This window comes from Mycobacterium sp. NGS68 (genome assembly GCF_059812195.1).
In genome coordinates, this window is the sequence record NZ_JCALCE010000044.1 from 21913 (window position 1) to 39410 (window position 17498).

Genomic DNA, 17498 nt, shown 5'->3' on the forward strand with positions numbered 1-17498 from the left:
GCCTAGTCGTACCCGCGGCGCATGTCGTCGACGATGCGCGGGTGCTCCAGCGTCGAGGGCGCCATCGGGCGCGGCCGGACGTCGTCGGAAAACACGGTCGCGGCATCCAGCACCCGCTGGTCGAGGTAGCGCAGCGGCGGGGCGGCGCCGGGCAGCGTGGGCGTCGGGGCGATGCCGCCGCGGCGGGCCAGCGAGAACCCCCAGTCACCGAACGTCGGCACGTGCACGTGGTACGGCGTGACGGCATATCCGGCCGACTGGACGGTCGAGATGGTGCGCCAGTACGCCGTCGGCGTCGAGAACGGGCTGCCCGCCTGGACCACCATCAGCCCGTCGGGCGTCAGCGCGTGGGCGATCAGCGCGTAGAACTCGGTCGAGTACAGCCGGCCCAGCACCGGCGTGTCGGGATCGGGCAGGTCGACGATCACCGCGTCGAACCCACCGGGCGGCCGCAGGTCGGGATGGGGGACCCGCAGCCAGCCCATCGCATCGTCGATGACCACGCGCACCCGCGGATTGTCCAGCGCGCCCGCGTTGGCGTCGCGCAGGGTGGTGCGCGCGATCTCGATGACGGCGGGGTCGAGCTCCACCTGCACGATCCGCTCGACGCCGGGCTGGCGCAGCAGTTCGCGGGCGGCCAGGCCGTCGCCGCCGCCGAGCACCAGCACCGACCGGGCGCCGTTACGCAGCGCCGGGTAGACCAGGCTTTCGGTGTAGCGGTACTCGTCGCGGGTGGAGAACTGCAGGCCCCCGTCCAGGTAGAGCCGGGTGTCGTTGCCGCGTCGGGTCACCACGATCTCCTGGTAGGGCGTGTGCCGGTAGGCGACGATCGGGTCGGCGTAGAGCCGCTGGCGGCTGGTCGTCTCGATGCCCTCGGCGGCCGCCAGCAGCGCGAGCAGCAGCCCGAGCGCGGCGGTCAGCGCGCACAGCGCCGTCGCCAGCTGCCGCGCGCGGACGGTGCGGCGCAGCAGGAACACGGCCACCGTCCCGGCCGCCACCAGGTTGACGACGCCGGTGACCGCCGCGCCACGGATCATGCCCAGCTGTGGCAGCAGCAGAAACGGCCAGGACAGGCCGCCGACCAGCGCGCCCAGGTAGTCGGCGGCGGTGAGGTCGGCCAGCGTGCGGCCGGTGTCGGCGGGCGCGTCCTTGCCCGGGGGCCGCGCCGTTTGCAGCAGCGTCATCAGCAGCGGCACCTCGGCGCCGACCAGGCCGCCGATCAGCGCCGTGCTGATCGCCAACACCCACGTGGACGCGTCCAGGAACGCGAACGCCACGTACAGCGCCGTCGCGGACAGACCCCCGACGATGCCGAGCAGCACCTCCACGCCGATGAACATGATCGCCGCGCGCCCCAGCAGCGGCTTGACCAGCAGCGCACCGGCACCCAGCGCAGCAATGTAGCCGGCCACGATCAGCGAGGTCGCGACGATGCCGCCGCCGTTGAGGCTCGCCGACAAGGTGAGCAGCGCGAGTTCGTAGACGATGCCGCAGGCCGCGCACGCCGCGACCGCCGCCAGCAGCACCACCCGCCACCACCGGGACGGCTGCTCGGTCACTTGGTTCCGCCCGGACCCCCGGGCCGGCCGCCCGACCCGCCCGACGGCGACCCCGGCGTGAACCCGGGGCCCAGGAACACGTACGCGCCATGGCTGTAGCCGGCGCTCAGGCTTTCGACGCGGATGCTGCACGGGTAGGCGCCGTCCGGGCCGACGATCACGATCTTGTTGGCGTAACGCAGGTAGTGGGTGTCGCCGTTGTTCGCACGCGTCTCGGGGGCCAGGTAACGGACCAGCGTGCTGGCGACCTGCGCGGGCGATCCGGTGCAGACGTAGCGGGTGGCGTTCGCGTCGCGGGCGTATTCGTGGTAGTGCGACGCGATGTAGGTGCCGATGTTGCGCTGCGACAACACAATTCCGAAGACCAGCGACACGGTGGCGGCGACGGCCAGGCCTGCGGCGATCAGCAGCAGGCGATTGCGGCTCATGGCTGCCATCGGCTGGCGGTACGGACGACGGTGCCGCCGGCCGGGCTTGGGTAGAGATGCCAGGTCTGCCAGCGCCAACCGGCGCCGTCGGGCTCGGCGGCCAGCGCGGTCAGGGCGGCCTCGTCGCCGGGGAAAACGCCGCCGAGCCAACCGGTTTCGGCCGCGCAGCGTTGGCGCAGGTCGGCGGCCAGTCGGCGGAACGTCGGCTCGTCGTGCATGTCGGTGCCGGACCGCAGGGTGTAGCCGGGGGCGCCGGTCTGTTCGGGCAGGCTGCCGTCGCTGCCGGTGCACGAAACCTGTTCGGAGAACAGGGGTTCCGGCTGGCCGATCACCACCACATGCGACGCGCCGAGGACCCCGAGCAGCAGGGCGCGGCCGCCGTCGGGATGATCCAGTCGGTGGCTGGCCAACGGCCGCGGCGCGGGGGCGTTGAGCGCGAGGCTGAGCCTGTCCCCGCGTACGTCCGCCGGAGCCACGGCGAGCTGATGGAGCGGCACCGGCGGCCCCTATCCCGCGGGCGGGGGTGCGGGGTACACGGTGAGCTCGCCGGTCAGCACCGACCTGCCCGTGGATACCTCCCACGGCATGCCGGGTGCCCAGCGCTCGAAGGACAGCAGGGCGGTCTCGTCGGCGTTGGCGTAATCCACGAAGTCCATCTCACCGCCGGCCGGCAGGCCCGTCGTGCCTTCGGTGGTGTAGCCGGCGCGACCGTGCTCGATCTCGCGGAACGTCACGCCGTCGACCACGTGCTCGCCGCCGGGCTGCAGCGTGGACAGGTCCTTGCGGGTGACCCACATTGCCAGCTCGAGCCGCCCGTCGTCGTCCTCGACGCTCAGCCACAGGGGCTGGTCGCCGCCCTCGATTAGGTGCTCCCACCACACGAACGGGCCCTGGCGGTAGGTGACCGACCCGCGCACCACGTAGTCGATGCCGCCGTGGCTGACGATCGCACCGGGCCCGAGTTGCCGCGGCCCGAATTGCGGAGCGAAAAGCGAGGCATTGAACGCCAGCGGGTCCTGGTGGGGGCCGGCCTTGGGCGTCTTGGGCTTTTTGAGAGCGTAGATCAGAACCAGAATCGATACGATGAACAGCGCCACCGCGATCACGATCAGCTGTGGTCCCACTCAATGCCCTCTCGTCGTGGGCATAACGTAACAGCAGCGATCGGTGGCGTGTCCCTACCCAGAGTTGTCGGTCCCGGCGGCTAGGCTCTCGAACAGTTGTTCGTACTAGTTGGGGAGCATGCGATGCGCGTGATGGGCGTCGATCCCGGGCTGACGCGGTGCGGGTTGTCCGTCGTCGAAAGCGGCCGCGGGCGCCATGTCGTCGCGCTGGATGTCGACGTGGTGCGCACGCCGTCGGACGTGCCGCTGGCCAAGCGGCTGCTGGCCATCAGCGACGCCGTCGAACACTGGCTGGATACGCACTGTCCCGACGTGCTGGCCGTCGAGCGGGTGTTTTCGCAGCACAACGTGTCGACGGTGATGGGCACCGCGCAGGCCGGCGGCGTGATCGCCCTGGCGGCGGCCAAGCGCGGCATCGACGTGCACTTCCACACGCCCAGCGAGGTCAAGGCCGCGGTCACCGGCAACGGCTCGGCCGACAAGGCGCAGGTCACCGCGATGGTCACCAAAATCCTTGCGCTGCAGGCCAAGCCGACGCCGGCCGACGCGGCGGACGCGCTGGCCCTGGCCATCTGCCACTGCTGGCGGGCGCCGATGCTGGCCCGGATGGCCGAGGCCGAGGCGCTGGCCGCGCGCCAGCGGCACGCCTACCTGACCAAGCTGAAGGCCGCCCGATGATCGCCTCGGTGCGCGGCGAGGTGCTCGAGGTGGCGCTCGACCATGTGGTGATCGAGGCCGGCGGCGTGGGCTACCGGGTGAATGCGACGCCGTCGACGCTGGCGACGCTGCGGCAGGGGACCGAGGCGCGGCTGGTCACGGCGATGATCGTGCGGGAGGACTCGCAGACGCTGTACGGGTTCGGCGACCGCGAGACCCGCGACCTGTTCCTGACGCTGCTGTCCGTCACCGGCGTCGGCCCCCGGCTCGCCATGGCGACGCTGGCGGTGCACGACGTGACGGCACTGCGGCAGGCGCTGGGCGACGGCGACGTCGCCGCGCTGACCCGGGTGCCCGGCATCGGCAAGCGCGGCGCCGAGCGCATGGTGGTGGAGTTGCGCGACAAGGTCGGGGTGGTGACGGGCGGGGCGGCGCCGCTGGTCAACGGCAATGCCGTGCGCAGCCCGGTGGTGGAAGCCCTGGTCGGGCTGGGTTTTGCGGCCAAACAGGCCGAGGAGGCCACCGACAAGGTGCTGGCGTCGGATCATGACGCCTCGACGTCGAGCGCGCTGCGCGCAGCCCTGTCAATGCTGGGCAAGTCGCGATGATGGACCCCGACGAGCGCGAGGTCAGCCCGGCGCTGACCGTCGGCGAGGGCGACATCGACGGCAGCCTGCGGCCCCGCTCGCTGCGGGAGTTCATCGGCCAGCCGCGCGTGCGCGAACAGCTGCAGCTGGTCATCGAGGGCGCCAAGAACCGCGGCGGCACACCGGATCACATCCTGCTGTCCGGTCCGCCGGGGCTGGGCAAGACGTCGCTGGCGATGATCATCGCCGCCGAGCTGGGCTCGTCGTTGCGGGTGACGTCGGGGCCCGCGCTCGAGCGCGCCGGGGACCTGGCCGCGATGCTGTCCAACCTCGTCGAGCACGACGTGCTGTTCATCGACGAGATCCACCGCATCGCCCGGCCCGCCGAGGAGATGCTCTACCTCGCGATGGAGGACTTCCGCGTCGACGTCGTCGTCGGCAAGGGGCCCGGCGCCACGTCGATTCCGCTCGAGGTCGCGCCGTTCACGCTGGTCGGCGCCACCACCCGGTCCGGCGCTTTGACGGGCCCGCTGCGCGACCGGTTCGGGTTCACCGCGCACATGGACTTCTACGAGCCCGCCGAACTGGAGCGGGTGCTGGCCCGCTCCGCCGGAATCCTGGGCATCGAGCTGGGTGCGGAGGCCGGCGCGGAGATCGCGCGGCGCTCCCGCGGGACGCCGCGGATCGCCAACCGGCTACTGCGCCGGGTCCGCGACTACGCCGAGGTGCGCGCCGACGGCGTGATCACCCGCGATGTCGCCAAGTCCGCGCTGGCCGTTTACGACGTCGACGAGCTGGGCCTGGACCGGCTTGACCGGGCCGTCTTGTCGGCGTTGACGCGGAGCTTCGGCGGCGGGCCCGTCGGGGTGTCGACGCTGGCGGTGGCGGTCGGGGAGGAGGCCGCGACCGTCGAGGAGGTGTGCGAGCCGTTCCTGGTGCGGGCCGGCATGGTCGCCCGCACTCCTCGTGGAAGGGTGGCCACCGCGCAGGCATGGAAGCACCTCGGCATGATCCCGCCGGCCGGGGTGATGGGGCCCGGCCAGCCAGGGCTGTTCGATTAGGCGGTATGGGGGCAAGGCAATCGGCGCGGCGGCAGTGAGCGGTTAATGCGTCAGCGAGGGGCTCGGTCGGTCGCGGCTTCCGACGAGTAGCGACGCGGGTCGGGCGCCGCGAGCGTGACGGCATTGCGATTTCCGAGGCGGAATTTCGCAGCCCCGTTACGCTCGTCGACAATGCGGTCAGCGTCTGGCGATCGCGCGACTGGGAGGCAGCATGCTCATCGCAGGATTGATATTCGCCGGACTCGCCGCGGTCCTGCACGTGTACATCTGGACGATGGAGTCGCTGACATGGACGTCGCCGCGCACCCGCGCGACATTCGGCACCACGCCCGAGGAAGCCGAGACCACCAAGCTGCTCGCGCTCAACCAGGGCTATTACAACCTGTTCCTGGCGATCGTCACCGGAATCGGCGTCGCCGCGGTTGCCACGGGGCACAAGGCCGTCGGTGCCGCGCTGATTTTCGCGGGCGTCGGGTCCATGGCTTTGGCGGCGGTAGTGCTGGTGATCTCCGCGCGGGACAAGGCGCGGTCCGCACTGATTCAGGGCCTGTTTCCGGTGATAGCGATCGTGCTAGTGGTACTCGGCCTGGTGTCGTAACGCTCTTCACCGATTACGCGGGCACCCCGCCCAGCAATTCAATCAGCCTGTCGATAATCAACGTGGCCACGAGAAATGGGGCCGCGACGGGAAGCAGCAATATCGGCGCAAGAATAAAGAGGGTCAGGAGCCTGAATAGCCCGCTCGTATCCACCGGCGCCAGCCCTTGAAAGAGTAATGCGACCGCGGCAAAGAAAGGGGCCTCGACGACGTTCGCGACCGCTTTCACGCCCCTGTTCAGCGCCTGCAACAACGAGACGATGGCGTCCTCGGCGCTGGCATAAGCACTCGCGCTGGCTTTCACGTTGTGGACAAATTGCTCCGGAAATTCCGACGCCTTCTGGGCCAGCGCCTGAAATTCGTGGGCGTGTTGCGAAAAGAGGCGCGCGATAGTGGCCGACACCTCGTCGGCCGCGGCGGGCAGCACCGCGAGGGTCAGTGGGGCCGCGGCCCGGTGGGCCTCGTCCAGCGTCGAACTGATGGCCGCCAAATCCGTCGCCGTCGCCGTCATGGCGTCCGGCGTGGCTATCACATTGGACATGTAACGAAGCGTCGCCAAGGACCGTAGGGCCGGGCTCAGTAGTCGTCCACTGCTTTTGCTGAAACTCTAGCCCCAATAGCCTCACTAAACACACTGGTCACACAGGCCAGACTGCGGGTTATTCGCCACAGGGTCCGGGTATCCAAGCCTGGTATCCGATCGAGGAGATGTCATGAAACACGCTGAAAGCAATCACCCGGGCCGGCTACGCATGCCGCGGTCCCGCGGCGCGGTAACCGGACTGATCCTGGTGCTGCTGGGTGCCTGGGGCGCGCTGATCCCGTTCGTCGGCCCGTACTTCAACTTCGCCTACCGGCCAGACCAGGCCTGGGCGTGGACCGCCGCGCGCGGCTGGCTGGAAGTGCTGCCCGGCACTGTCGCGGTGGCGGGCGGGGTGCTGCTGATCATCTCCGCGAACCGCGCGGGCGCGATGCTCGGCGGCTGGCTGGCGACGCTGGCGGGCGCCTGGTTCATCGTCGGCTCCGCCTTCGCGCCGATGCTGCACTTGGGCTCCGTCGGCGACCCCGTCGCCTACACCGAGCAGAAGCGCGCGGTGCTCGAGGTCGCGTACTTCTCTGGCCTTGGCGCGCTGATCGTCTTCCTCGGCGGGGCCGTGCTGGCGCGGGTAGCCGTGCGCTTGGCCCGCGACGTACGCCCGGTCGATGCCGTCGAGCCCGCCGCCGCGCCGGCCGGCGAGCCGTACTACTCGGGCCTGGAAGAGCCCGCGCGTGACGTGCAGACCGATGCGATCACCCGCCCGCGGGTGGAGACCGAGCCCCCACACGCTGGAAAGCCGAAGCGGATCTTCCGCCGTCACCACGAGACGGCGGCGGTTCGGTAACCCCGCGGTACCCCCGGCGAGCAGACGTAAAAGCCCGTATTTCGAGCCCGAAATAGGGGCTTTTACGTCTGCTCGGCGGGGGAACGCTAGCCTGACCGCGTGGATATCAACGGAGCTAGTGCAATCGTCACGGGCGCTGCCTCGGGCATCGGTGCTGCCACCGCCCGAAAGCTGGCCGAAAAGGGTGCCAGGGTCGTCATCGCCGACCTGCAGGCCGAGCGCGGACAGGAACTCGCGCACGAGATCGGCGGTGTGTTCGTCACCGTCGACGTGACCAAGACCGAACAGATCGAAGACGCCGTCAACACCGCCGTCGACCTCGGGCCGTTGCGCGCCCTGGTCAATTCCGCCGGCATCGGCTGGGCCCAGCGCACGATCGGCAAGGACGGCGAGTTCTCGTCGGCGCACAACCTGGACGCGTACAAGAAGGTGTTGGCGATCAACCTCGTCGGCACGTTCGACTGCATTCGGCTTGCGGCGACGGCGATGAGCCGGCTCGACCCGACCGAAACCGGGGAGCGTGGCGCGATCGTCAACCTGACCAGCGTCGCGGCGTTCGACGGTCAGATCGGTCAGGCCGCGTACTCGTCGTCCAAGGGTGGTGTGGTCGGCATGACGCTGCCGGTGGCCCGCGACCTCGCCGCCGTCGGCGTGCGGGTGAACACCGTCGCGCCGGGGCTGATCGACACGCCGATCTACGGGGAAGGGGAGGCGTCCGAAGCCTTCAAGGCCAAGCTCGGTGAGTCGGTGCTGTTCCCGCACCGCCTCGGCAAGCCCGAGGAGTTGGCGTCGATGGTCATCGAGTTGCTCACCAACTCGTACATGAACGCCGAGGTCGTCCGGGTCGACGGCGGCATCCGGATGCCACCCAAGTAACCCGGCGAAGAGACGTAAGAGCCCCCATTTCGCGCCCGAAATGGGGGCTCTTACGCAGGCAAGTCAGCCGGACTGGCCGTCGCTGCCCTCGCCGTTGGCCTCGGCGTTGACGGCGTAGCCACCTTGGCCGCCCTGGGCGGGAGTGCCGGAGCCGCCCCCGCCGGAGCCGCCGTTATTTTGATCGCTCCCGTCGTTGGGGCCGAGTCCGCCGCCACCGCCGTTGACGCCATCCGTGCCCGGATTACCGGCGAAGGCCTTGGGACCGGAGATGGTAGTCGTCGTCGCGATTCCGCCACCTCCGCCCCCGCCGCCGACGCCCGGCCCGCCTGCGCCGCTGACGGACCCGGCGCCGCCGTCACCGCCTGTGGCTGTTGCGGTCGACACCGAGGCGCCACCGCCGGCGCCGCCGTCGCCAGCGGTGCCGCCGGGGCCGCCAGCGGCACCTCCGCCTCCGCCTCCGCCGCCAGCACCGGCGCCTTTTGTACTAGAGGGGGTTCCGCTGGTGGCGCCGCCGGCGCCGCCACCTCCGCCGCCACCTCCGGTGCCGCCGACTGTGCCCAAGGCGTCGCCGCCGCCACCGCCTGTACCGCCGGAGCCCCCACTGGCGGTGGCTCCGGAGTTGGTGCTGGCGGATGTCCCTCCGGTACCGCCGCTGCCGCCAGTGCCACCTCGGCCACCGGCGGCGGTGCCCCCGCCGCCGTCACCGCCGTTGCCGCCGAGGCCGCCGCCGCCACCTCCGCCGCCGAATCCGAGGCTGTAGTTGGGGTTCAGGGTGTTCTGGCCGCCGGCACCGCCGTCGCCGCCGTTACCTCCGTTACCGCCTTGGCCGGCGACGATGCTCCCGGCACCTGCGGCCCCACCGGCCCCGCCGACGCCGCCGTTGCCGCCTTGGCCGCCGGTCGCGCTCGTGGTGCCGAGGGTGTTCAAGCTGGTGTTGGTGCCGCCTACTCCGCCACCCCCGCCGGAGCCGCCGGTGCCGCCCTGGCCGCCGGCGCCGCCGCCGACGCCGTCGATGCCGGCGCCGCCCGCGCCGCCTTTTCCGCCGGCCCCGCCGGTCCCGCCCTGGCCGCCCGCGGTGGGTGTGTTCGAGGAGGCGCCGGCCGTCCCGGTGGCACCGCCTCCGCCGGTGCCGCCCTGGCCTCCGGCGCCACCGGCGCCGATGCTGCCGTCGGTGCCGCCCGCGGTGCCCTTTCCGGCCAAGCCGGCGGTTCCGCCGGTGCCGCCGTCGCCGCCGGCCGCTCCCGCCCCGCCGTTGCCTCCGGTGTTGTCGCCCCCATGTCCGCCGACGCCGCCGGTGCCGCCGACGCCGCCGTTGCCGCCGTTGCCGCCGCCGGAGCCACCGATGCCGGCGCCGCCGTCTCCGCCCTGGCCGCCGCCGCCGGCCTGGCCACCCGGATGGCCGATGGTGGGCGCGGTGCCGGAGTCGCCATCGGTGCCGGTTGCGCCGCCTCCGCCGGTGCCCCCTTGGCCTCCGGTGCCGCCGACGCCGATGCCGCCTCCGGTGCCGCCGTCTACGCCTTGGCCCGCGGCGCCGGCGGTGCCTCCGGTGCCGCCTTTGCCGCCGTCGGCGCCGGCGACGGCGCTTGTGCCTGAACCGCCCGTTCCGCCGACGCCGCCGCTTCCGCCGCTGCCGCCTCGGCCACCGGTGCCGCCGCCTTGGTGGTTGATGCCGGCGCCGCCGTCGCCGCCTTGGCCGCCGTCACCGCCCTGGCCGCCCTGCAGGCCCGCGGTGGGCGCGGTGTTGGACGTGCCGTTGGCGCCGGTGGCGCCGGTCGCGCCGGTGCCGCCGGTGCCGCCGAGCCCGCCCGCCCCGCCGGTGCCGATGCTGCCGGCGACCCCGCCGTCTGCAGCGACGCCCGCCGCCCCTGCGGTGCCGCCGGTGCCGCCCTTGCCGCCGTCGGCGCCGTCGCCGCCACCGGTATTGGAACCGCCCAGTCCGCCGGTCCCACCGCTTCCGCCGACGCCGCCTCTGCCGCCGTTCCCGCCGCCTTGGTCGTCGATGCCGGCTCCGCCGTCGCCACCTTGGCCGCCGGCGCCGCCCTGGCCGCCCTGATGGCCGGCGGTGGGCGCGGTGTTCGAGGTGCCGCTGGCGCCGGTTGCGCCGCCACCGCCGGTGCCGCCGAGCCCACCGGTGCCACCGGCGCCGTTGCTGCCGGCGTCTCCGCCGTCTACGCCTTGGCCCGCGGCGCCGGCGGTGCCGCCGGTGCCACCTTTGCCGCCGTCGGCGCCGTTGCCGCCGAGGAGGCCGGTGTTGGTGCCGCCCAGGCCGCCGGTGCCCCCGGTTCCGCCGACGCCGCCTTTGCCCCCGGCGCCGCCGCCTTGGTTGTTGATGCCGGCGCCCCCGTCGCCACCCACGCCGCCGGCACCGCCCTGACCGCCCTGGTGGCCCTGCTCGGGTGTGGCGCCGGCCGCGCCGTTGGTGCCGGTCCCGCCGCTACCGCCGGTGCCGCCGAGTCCGCCGACCCCGCCGGTGCCGATGTCGCCGGCGCTTCCGCCGTCTACGCCTTGGCCCGCCGCGCCGGCGGTGCCGCCGGTGCCGCCTTTGCCGCCCTCGGCGCCGCTGCCTGCGATGGTGTCGGTGCTCGTACCGCCGTGGCCGCCGGTGCCCCCGGTTCCGCCGACGCCGCCCTTACCACCGGCGCCGCCGCCGGAGCCTCCGATGCCGGCGCCCCCGTCGCCACCCACGCCGCCGGCACCGCCCTGACCGCCTTGGTGGCCGGCGGTGGGCGTGAGGCCGGAGGCGCCGTCGATGCCGGTCCCGCCGCCACCGCCGGTGCCGCCGGTGCCGCCGGCCCCGCCCGTACCGTTGCTGCCGTCGGCACCGCCGTCGGTGCCGTGGCCTGGCGCACCCGCTGCACCGCCCGTACCGCCCTTGCCGCCGTCGGCGCCGGCGCCGCCGGTGTTGGTGTTGGCGCCGCCCTGGCCGCCCGTACCGCCGACCCCGCCGGTGCCGCCGCTGCCACCCGCGCCGCCGCCATGGCCGCCGACGCCGGCCCCGCCGTCACCGCCGTTACCGCCGGCCCCGCCCTGACTACCGACGTCGCCGGCAACGGGTACGGCGCCGCTCTGGCCCGTCAGACCGACGCCGCCGGCACCGCCCGTCCCTCCGCCGCCGCCGGCCCCGCCGGTCCCGGACAGCGAGAACAACTGCCTGTTGGCCCCGCCGGTCCCGCCGTCGCCGCCGGCTCCGCCGGCCTGACCGGTCAGCGCGTCGGCAGCCGCGCCGCTCCCGCCGGAGCCGCCGATACCGCCATTGCCGCCGCCGATCAGGCCGTTGGCGCCGCCCGCGCCGCCGTTGCCGCCTCTGCCGCCCGCGACGGTGGCGTTCCCGCCGGCACCCCCGGCCCCGCCGGCGCCCCACAGGCCCGCCGACCCGCCGGCCCCGCCGGCCTGCCCGGCCGCACCCGACCCGCCGTTGCCGCCGTTGCCCAACAGCCAGCCGCCGTCGCCACCGGCCAGCCCGCTGCCGTCGGCCCTATTGGCGCCGTTGCCGACCAGCGGCCGACCCGTCAGGTCCTTGATCGGGGAAAACACCGCCAGGTCAGCCAACGCTTGCAGTGGCGTGGTGTTGGCCGCCTCGACGCGCGCGTACGTGTGCCCACCCGCCAGCAACGCCTGCACAAACCCGGTGTGGAATAGCGCGGTTCGTGCGCTCAACGCCTGAAAGTCATGCGCGTAGCCGGCGAACAACCGCGTGACAGCCGCCGACACCTCGTCGGCGGCAAGTGGGGTGATCGCCGTCGTCGACGGCGCCGCCGTCGCGGACGCCGCTCGAAGCGCGTCACCGATCCCGCTCAAATCCCCGGCCGCTGCGGCCAACAATTCCGGTGCTGCGATCACATACGACGACATCTTGGCCTCCCGACCTCCTGACGACCCAGATGAAAATCAGCGTCAGAGACGGTACCGGCCCCGCGGGGCGGCTATTGCGAAATCACCCAAACACAGGAAGTTTCATGCCCAGCACACGCAAGCGCCCCCATTCCGCGCCGGCGGAAATGGGGGCATCTGCCTCTGCTCGCGAACGTCAGAGCAGGCCGAGCAACCTCAGGTCGCTGACGTACTTGGCGATGATCGCCGGGGTGATGTGCGGAATATCCTTGTCCGGGCCGATTTTCGCGTCCTGCACCGCCGCGCGGAACCGGTCGGTGGGGGCGATCGACCCGCACACCGGCGCCGACGGCTTCTGATAGTTGTGCAGCAACGGCAGCAGCGACGCCTGCCGCTGGGCATCCGGCAGCGCCCGCAGCGACGTCTCGAACCGCCGCAGCCACTCGCCGTAGTCGGCGATCCGCTGAATCGCGCACCCCTCGCCGATCAGCCAGTCGACGAACTCGTCCATCCCGATGCCGTCGTCGTACGGGTTCATCACGTGGTACGTCTGGAACCCGTCCCCGTGCCGGGCGCCCAGCGCGGCGATCGCCTCGGCGACGAACTCGACGGGCAGGCCGTCGTAGTGGGCGCGCTGCCGCCCGCCGTCAGCCGAGAGCTCGTAGAACGAGCCCGGCGCGATGCCGGTGGCGACCAGGCTGAGCATGCTGCGGGTGAACATGTCCGGCACGTTGAGCTGACCCGCCCAGGTGGTGTCGGCCAGGATCATGTCGCAGCGGAAGACGGTCACCGGCAGGCCGCACAGGTCGTGGGCCTCGCGCAGCAAAACCTCGCCGGCCCACTTGCTGTTCGCGTAGCCGTTGGCGTATCCGTCGTCGATCGTGCGGGTCGCGCTGACGACGCGGATGTCGCCGTCCTCGTCGAACTGCGCCGGCGGGATCCCGCCGCCGACCGCGATCGTCGAGGTGTAGGTGAACGGCTTCTGCCTACCGGTGAGTGCGAGGCGGACCAGCTCCGCGGTGCCCAGCACGTTGGGGCCGAACAGCTGGTTGTACGGCAGCACGTGGTTGACCAGGGCCGCGGGGTCGACGATCACGTCGACGGTCTCGGCGAGGCGCCGCCACGTCTGCGGGTCCAGGCCGAGGTCGGCCTCGCCCTTGTCGCCGGCGAGCACCTCGAGGTGCCCGGACAGCGCGCGGTAGTGCGTCAGCAGCGTCGGGTCGCCGCTATCGAACGTCTTGTCCAGCCGCGCGCGTGCGTCCTCATCCGATTTGCCGCGGACCAGGCAGATCACCGTGCCGTCGGCCAGGCTCATCCGCTCTAGCCAGTCCAGCGCCAGGTAGCGGCCCAGGAAGCCGGTGGCCCCGGTCAGCAGCACGGTGCGCACCCGCTCGCTGGGGCCGGGCAGCGCGGCGGCGCCGGCCAGGGTGTCGGCGTCGATGAACTTGTCCAGGGTCAGGTCGCTGGCGTGCACCTCGACCACCTCCCGACCTTGCCCCGCTCCGTGAACGGAAGCGAACGTCGGGCGCCGAGAGCCGCCCCGCTCGCCCTCGATGTAGGCCGCGAGCGCCGCCAGGTCATTGGCCGGGCTGACGATGACGCCTACCGGCACGTCGACGTCGAAGACCTCGCGCAGGAGGTCGGCGAACGACAGCGCCGACAGCGAGTCGCCGCCCAGGTCGGTGAAGTGCGCGTCGGGACGGGCGTCAACGCTCAACATGGCACCGGCCGCGCGCTGGAGCGTCGGCAGCACCGGCGCGTCGGGTCCGCTGCTGCGCAGGGCCCGCAGCTCGTCGGCCTGGCCGGCGGCCAGGTCGGCGTAGAGCTGTTCCAGCCGGTCGCCGTAGTGGGCCTTCAGCTGCGGTCGGGCCAGCTTGCGAACGCCGGTGAGCAGGCCGTTCTCCAGGCTGAACGGCGTGGTCTCGATCAGGAAGTCGCGCGGGATCTCATAAGACTGCAGCCCGGCCGCCCGGGCGACATCCTGCAACGACTCGGCGATCGCAGACTTCGACGCGTTCGCGTCGGTCGGCACCACAGTCGGCACCACAACGGCCAATAGGTAGGGGCGGGCGCTGTTGCCGTAGACGTAGATCTGACGGACCAGTGGGCTGTCGCCGAACACCGCTTCCAGCTTGGACACGGTGACGAACTCGCCCTGTGACAGCTTGAGCACGTTGTTGCGGCGGTCCAGGTAGACGAGCGTCTCGGGGCCGACCTCGGCCATCACATCTCCGGTGCGGTAGAAGCCGTCCTCGTCGAACACGCTCGCGGTGATATCCGGCCGCTTGTAGTAACCGGGGAACAGGCTGCGCGTCTTGACCAGGAGCTCACCCCGCGGGTGTGGCCGGTCGGTGTGGAAGTAGCCCAGCTCGGGCACGTCGACGAGCTTGTAGTCGATCACCGCGGGTCGCTTGATGCGGTCGTCGATCAGTATGCTGCCGGCCTCGGTGGAGCCGTAACCGTCGACCAGATGGAGCCCCAGCAGCGATTCGACCCAGGCTTTCCTCTCGTCGGAGATCGGCGCCGAGCCCGTCAGCGCCCCGACGAACCTGTCGCCCAGCAGCTCGCGGCGCAGTTCGGCCGTCACCGTGTCGGGGTCTTCCGACGAGCGACGGTCCAGCTCGCTCTGGAAACGCTCGAACAGCATGTCCCAGACGCGCGGCACGAAGTTCAGCTCGGTGGGCCGCACCAGCGCGAGGTCCTCCAACAGCGTCGAAAGATCGCTCTTGGCCACGAAGTACGCAGTGCCGCCGCTGCACAGCGTCCCGAACAGCACCTGACGGCCCATGACGTGGCTCATCGGCATGAAGTTCAGCGTGAGCGAGGGGTGCCCGCCGGCTCCGAACCAGGAGCTGGACTGCCGCCAGAAGTTGACGAGCCTGCTCGCCGGGTACATGGCGCCCTTGGGGGCGCCGGTGCTGCCGGAGGTGTAGATCAACAGGGCCAGTGCGTCGTCGTCGGCTTCGGCGGTCCCGACGGCGGGCCGGCCCTGGCCGCGTTCGAGCGCGTCGGCGAGGGTTTCGACGACGACGGCGGTGTCGGCCAGGCGCTGGCGGGCGCCTTCGAGGGCGTCGCGGTGCGCGTCGACCTCGGGGTGGTAGTCGAACGCAAGAAGTCTTTGGACCGGGCCGGCCGCGTGACCGCTGAGCACCAGCTCGACGGCGGTGGCGAAGTGGTCGATGCTCGCGGCGATCAGCGCCGGCTCGGTCTCGGTGACGACGGGCCGCAGCTGCGCGACCGTCGCGCTGGTCTGCAGCGGCACGGATACCGCGCCTCCCAGGGCCAGTGCGATGTCGATGGTGGTGTAGTCGACGCTGCTGAAACCCAGCACGCCGACGCGGTCGCCGGGTTGGACGGCGTCGGCCAGCGCGCTGGCGAACGCGTTTGCGCGGTCCCATAACTCGCGGTAGGTGATGGTCTCGAAGGCGGGCCGCAGCTGCTCGACGGTGCGGCCGGTCTCGGCGTCGGTGACGAACGAGACGGCGCGCTGGCCCAGCGCCGGCCGGTCGGCGTAGCCCGCCATGACGGTCCGGATGATCTGCCGTAGCCCGATGCCAGGCTGCTCGATTTTCTTGGTGACCGCCTCGCTGGGCTTGGCTGCGGCGAACTGGGCGTCAGTGGCGTAAAGGTTCTCGATGCGGCTGTTCGACATGGCAGTTCCTCTGTTTGGTGGCTGGGAGAGGCGGGTGGGCCGCGACGACGGCGACAAATAGAACGTTAGCAAAAGTAACTATCTAGGGCTGTGACGAGTGCCACCGCAGCGGTGTGAGTTGCGTAACGCGCGGTCACTCGAACCCGCGGGGCGCGCGGGGAAGACGCGGGGATTGACTCTGCGCTCACGGCGTACTTGTGCGAGTGGGGCGCGCCCTCACCGCAGAATCAAAGCCGGCACCGCAGGCTCGGTGCCGCGCCGCGGGGGGTCAGCCGGTTTCGCCGGCCCCGCCACGAACGCCGTTGATGAACAGGTAGGCGTCGCCGCCGTCGCCGCCTGCGCCGCCGCCGCCTCCGCCGGCACCACCGTTCTGGCCGCCGAATCCGCCCAAGGGCCCGGCGCCGCCGTCGCCGCCGGCATTGCCGTTGGCGCCCGGGCCCCCAGGGATCCCGACGAGGCCGCCATTGTTGACCACCCGTCCGCCGCCGCCACCGCCGCCGCCGACGCCGGCGAGGCTGCCCGCTCCGCTGCCGCCGCCACCGCCGATGCCGTTCGTGTTTCCCAGGGAGGCGCTGCCGCCTGCGCCGCCGCTTCCGGCGGCGCCACCGGGGCCGCCGGCGGCCCCGCCTCCGCCGCCACCACCACCGAAGGCGCCTGCCCCGGCAGCGGCGCCTGCGCCGCCACCGCCGCCGCCGCCCCCGTTGCCGCCTACCCCGGGGACAGCGGCCGCGACGCCGCCGCCGCCGCGACCGCCGGCGCCTCCGAAGGCGCCCGCCCCGGTGCCGGTGGCGCCACCACTGACCGCCGTCCCGCCGTTGCCGCCGTTGCCGCCGGTCCCGCCGGAGCCGCCGGCGGCGGTGCCCCCGCCGCTGTTGCCGCCGTCGCCGCCCGCGCCGCCTCCGCCGCCGCCGCCGGAGAACCCGAGTTCAGAAGCCGTTCCGCGGATGTTCTGGGCTCCGTAGCCGCCGTTGCCGCCGTCGCCGCCCTTGCCGCCTTGGCCGCCTTGGCTGCCTCCTGCGCCGGCCGCTCCGCCGGCGCCGCCCTTCCCGCCCGTCCCGCCCTGACCGCCGGTCGCGCTGACGCCGCCGGCGGCCAAGCCGGTGTATTCGCCGCCGGTGCCGCCGTCACCACCCGTCCCGCCGACGCCGGCCTGGCCGCCGGCACCGCCGCCGGACCCGTCGATGCCGGCACCGCCGGTGCCGCCGGTGCCCCCGGTGCCGCCGGTGCCGCCCTTACCGCCGTTGGTGGGGTCGCTCCCGGACGAACCGCCCACGCCGGTGCCGCCTTTGCCGCCGTTGCCGCCGAGGCCGCCGGTGCCACCGCTTCCGATGCCGCCGTTGGTGCCGCCGTTGACGCCGAGACCCGCTGCGCCCGCGGTGCCGCCGGTGCCGCCCTGGCCGCCGGCCGCTCCCGCGCCGCCGGTGCTTCCGGTGTTGTCGCCGCCGTTGCTGCCGGTGCCGCCGCCTCCACCTACGCCGCCGTTGCCGCCGTTGCCGCCGCCGGACCCGCCGACGCCGGCGCCACCGTCGCCGCCTTGGCCGCCGGCACCACCCTGGCCGCCCTGGTTACCGGCGAGGGGCGCGGTCCCGGAGGCCCCGTTGTTGGTGTTGTTGCCGCCGGTCCCGCCGTTGCCGCCGTTGCCGCCTTTGCCGCCGGTGCCGATGGTGCCGCTGGCACCGCCGTCGGTGCCGCTGCCCGCCGCTCCGGCGGTGCCGCCGGTGCCGCCCTTGCCGCCGTCACCGC

At 72.7% G+C, this 17498-nt stretch carries 13 protein-coding genes and 1 pseudogene; 6 read left to right on the forward strand and 8 right to left on the reverse strand.

Annotation, left to right across the window (positions count from 1 at the left end; translation table 11 throughout):
- Window positions 1-2: 2 nt before the first annotated feature.
- From AC5Y5V_RS28215 to AC5Y5V_RS28230, 4 genes are read right to left on the reverse strand one after another with little or no spacing between them, the layout of a single operon-like run.
- Window positions 3-1559, reverse strand: coding sequence for a polyamine aminopropyltransferase (locus tag AC5Y5V_RS28215; RefSeq protein WP_499941806.1), 1557 nt, complete (start codon window positions 1557-1559; stop codon window positions 3-5).
- Window positions 1556-1987 carry a DUF4247 domain-containing protein gene (locus AC5Y5V_RS28220; protein WP_499941808.1) on the reverse strand — a complete coding sequence of 144 codons (432 nt, stop codon included), beginning with the start codon at window positions 1985-1987 and terminating at the stop codon, window positions 1556-1558. The genes AC5Y5V_RS28215 and AC5Y5V_RS28220 overlap by 4 nt, the downstream gene beginning before the upstream one ends.
- Window positions 1984-2484, reverse strand: coding sequence for a DUF2617 family protein (locus AC5Y5V_RS28225; protein WP_499941811.1), 501 nt, complete (start codon window positions 2482-2484; stop codon window positions 1984-1986). The genes AC5Y5V_RS28220 and AC5Y5V_RS28225 overlap by 4 nt, the downstream gene beginning before the upstream one ends.
- A gap of 9 nt (window positions 2485-2493) precedes the next feature.
- Entirely contained in the window at window positions 2494-3111 is a 618-nt protein-coding gene (locus tag AC5Y5V_RS28230; protein WP_499941814.1) for a DUF4178 domain-containing protein, read from the reverse strand.
- A gap of 123 nt (window positions 3112-3234) precedes the next feature.
- Between AC5Y5V_RS28230 and ruvC the strand changes: the two genes are divergently transcribed.
- The 4 genes from ruvC to AC5Y5V_RS28250 all read left to right on the forward strand — a co-directional run bounded on the left by ruvC (window position 3235) and on the right by AC5Y5V_RS28250 (window position 6014).
- Entirely contained in the window at window positions 3235-3789 is a 555-nt protein-coding gene (ruvC, locus tag AC5Y5V_RS28235; protein WP_499941816.1) for a crossover junction endodeoxyribonuclease RuvC, read from the forward strand.
- Window positions 3786-4376, forward strand: a complete 591-nt coding sequence (ruvA, locus tag AC5Y5V_RS28240) for a Holliday junction branch migration protein RuvA (protein ID WP_499941818.1) — start codon at window positions 3786-3788, stop codon at window positions 4374-4376. The genes ruvC and ruvA overlap by 4 nt, the downstream gene beginning before the upstream one ends.
- The gene (gene ruvB, locus AC5Y5V_RS28245) at window positions 4373-5416 is read left to right on the forward strand and encodes a Holliday junction branch migration DNA helicase RuvB (protein WP_499941820.1); all 1044 of its coding nucleotides are present in this window, start codon (window positions 4373-4375) and stop codon (window positions 5414-5416) included. Before ruvA ends, ruvB begins: the two co-directional genes overlap by 4 nt.
- Before the next feature lie 211 nt (window positions 5417-5627).
- Window positions 5628-6014 (forward strand): DUF1304 domain-containing protein, encoded by a 387-nt coding sequence (locus AC5Y5V_RS28250; protein WP_499941823.1) that lies wholly within the window; start codon window positions 5628-5630, stop codon window positions 6012-6014.
- Between the two features lie 13 nt (window positions 6015-6027).
- Here AC5Y5V_RS28250 and AC5Y5V_RS28255 read toward each other — a convergent pair whose 3' ends face one another.
- On the reverse strand, window positions 6028-6555 hold the full coding sequence (locus AC5Y5V_RS28255) for a PE family protein (RefSeq protein WP_499941825.1): 528 nt from the start codon (window positions 6553-6555) through the stop codon (window positions 6028-6030).
- Between the two features lie 172 nt (window positions 6556-6727).
- Between AC5Y5V_RS28255 and AC5Y5V_RS28260 the strand changes: the two genes are divergently transcribed.
- A complete protein-coding gene (locus tag AC5Y5V_RS28260; RefSeq protein WP_499941827.1) occupies window positions 6728-7396 on the forward strand; it encodes a hypothetical protein in 669 nt (222 codons plus the stop codon).
- A gap of 99 nt (window positions 7397-7495) precedes the next feature.
- Window positions 7496-8272 (forward strand): SDR family NAD(P)-dependent oxidoreductase, encoded by a 777-nt coding sequence (locus AC5Y5V_RS28265; RefSeq protein ID WP_499941829.1) that lies wholly within the window; start codon window positions 7496-7498, stop codon window positions 8270-8272.
- 63 nt (window positions 8273-8335) lie between these two features.
- On the opposite strand, the gene AC5Y5V_RS28270 is transcribed toward AC5Y5V_RS28265, so the two are convergent.
- The 3 genes and pseudogenes from AC5Y5V_RS28270 to AC5Y5V_RS28280 form a co-directional block, all read right to left on the reverse strand.
- Window positions 8336-12124 carry a PE family protein gene (locus AC5Y5V_RS28270; protein WP_499941831.1) on the reverse strand — a complete coding sequence of 1263 codons (3789 nt, stop codon included), beginning with the start codon at window positions 12122-12124 and terminating at the stop codon, window positions 8336-8338.
- Window positions 12125-12299: 175 nt separating this feature from the next.
- On the reverse strand, window positions 12300-15755 hold the full coding sequence (gene car / locus AC5Y5V_RS28275) for a carboxylic acid reductase (RefSeq protein WP_499941833.1): 3456 nt from the start codon (window positions 15753-15755) through the stop codon (window positions 12300-12302).
- Window positions 15756-16023: 268 nt separating this feature from the next.
- Window positions 16024-17498 (reverse strand): annotated as a pseudogene (locus AC5Y5V_RS28280) (PE family protein); the annotation flags it as partial.

What these genes read in the sequence shown, in the direction of transcription:
- AC5Y5V_RS28220 (WP_499941808.1), bottom strand. Translation starts at nt 1,987, where the DNA reads ATGAGCCGCAATCGCCTGCTGCTGATCGCCGCAGGCCTGGCCGTCGCC.
- ruvC (WP_499941816.1), top strand. Translation starts at nt 3,235, where the DNA reads ATGCGCGTGATGGGCGTCGATCCCGGGCTGACGCGGTGCGGGTTGTCC.
- ruvA (WP_499941818.1), top strand. Translation starts at nt 3,786, where the DNA reads ATGATCGCCTCGGTGCGCGGCGAGGTGCTCGAGGTGGCGCTCGACCAT.
- ruvB (WP_499941820.1), top strand. Translation starts at nt 4,373, where the DNA reads ATGATGGACCCCGACGAGCGCGAGGTCAGCCCGGCGCTGACCGTCGGC.
- AC5Y5V_RS28250 (WP_499941823.1), top strand. Translation starts at nt 5,628, where the DNA reads ATGCTCATCGCAGGATTGATATTCGCCGGACTCGCCGCGGTCCTGCAC.
- AC5Y5V_RS28255 (WP_499941825.1), bottom strand. Translation starts at nt 6,555, where the DNA reads ATGTCCAATGTGATAGCCACGCCGGACGCCATGACGGCGACGGCGACG.
- AC5Y5V_RS28260 (WP_499941827.1), top strand. Translation starts at nt 6,728, where the DNA reads ATGAAACACGCTGAAAGCAATCACCCGGGCCGGCTACGCATGCCGCGG.
- AC5Y5V_RS28270 (WP_499941831.1), bottom strand. Translation starts at nt 12,124, where the DNA reads ATGTCGTCGTATGTGATCGCAGCACCGGAATTGTTGGCCGCAGCGGCC.
- car (WP_499941833.1), bottom strand. Translation starts at nt 15,755, where the DNA reads ATGTCGAACAGCCGCATCGAGAACCTTTACGCCACTGACGCCCAGTTC.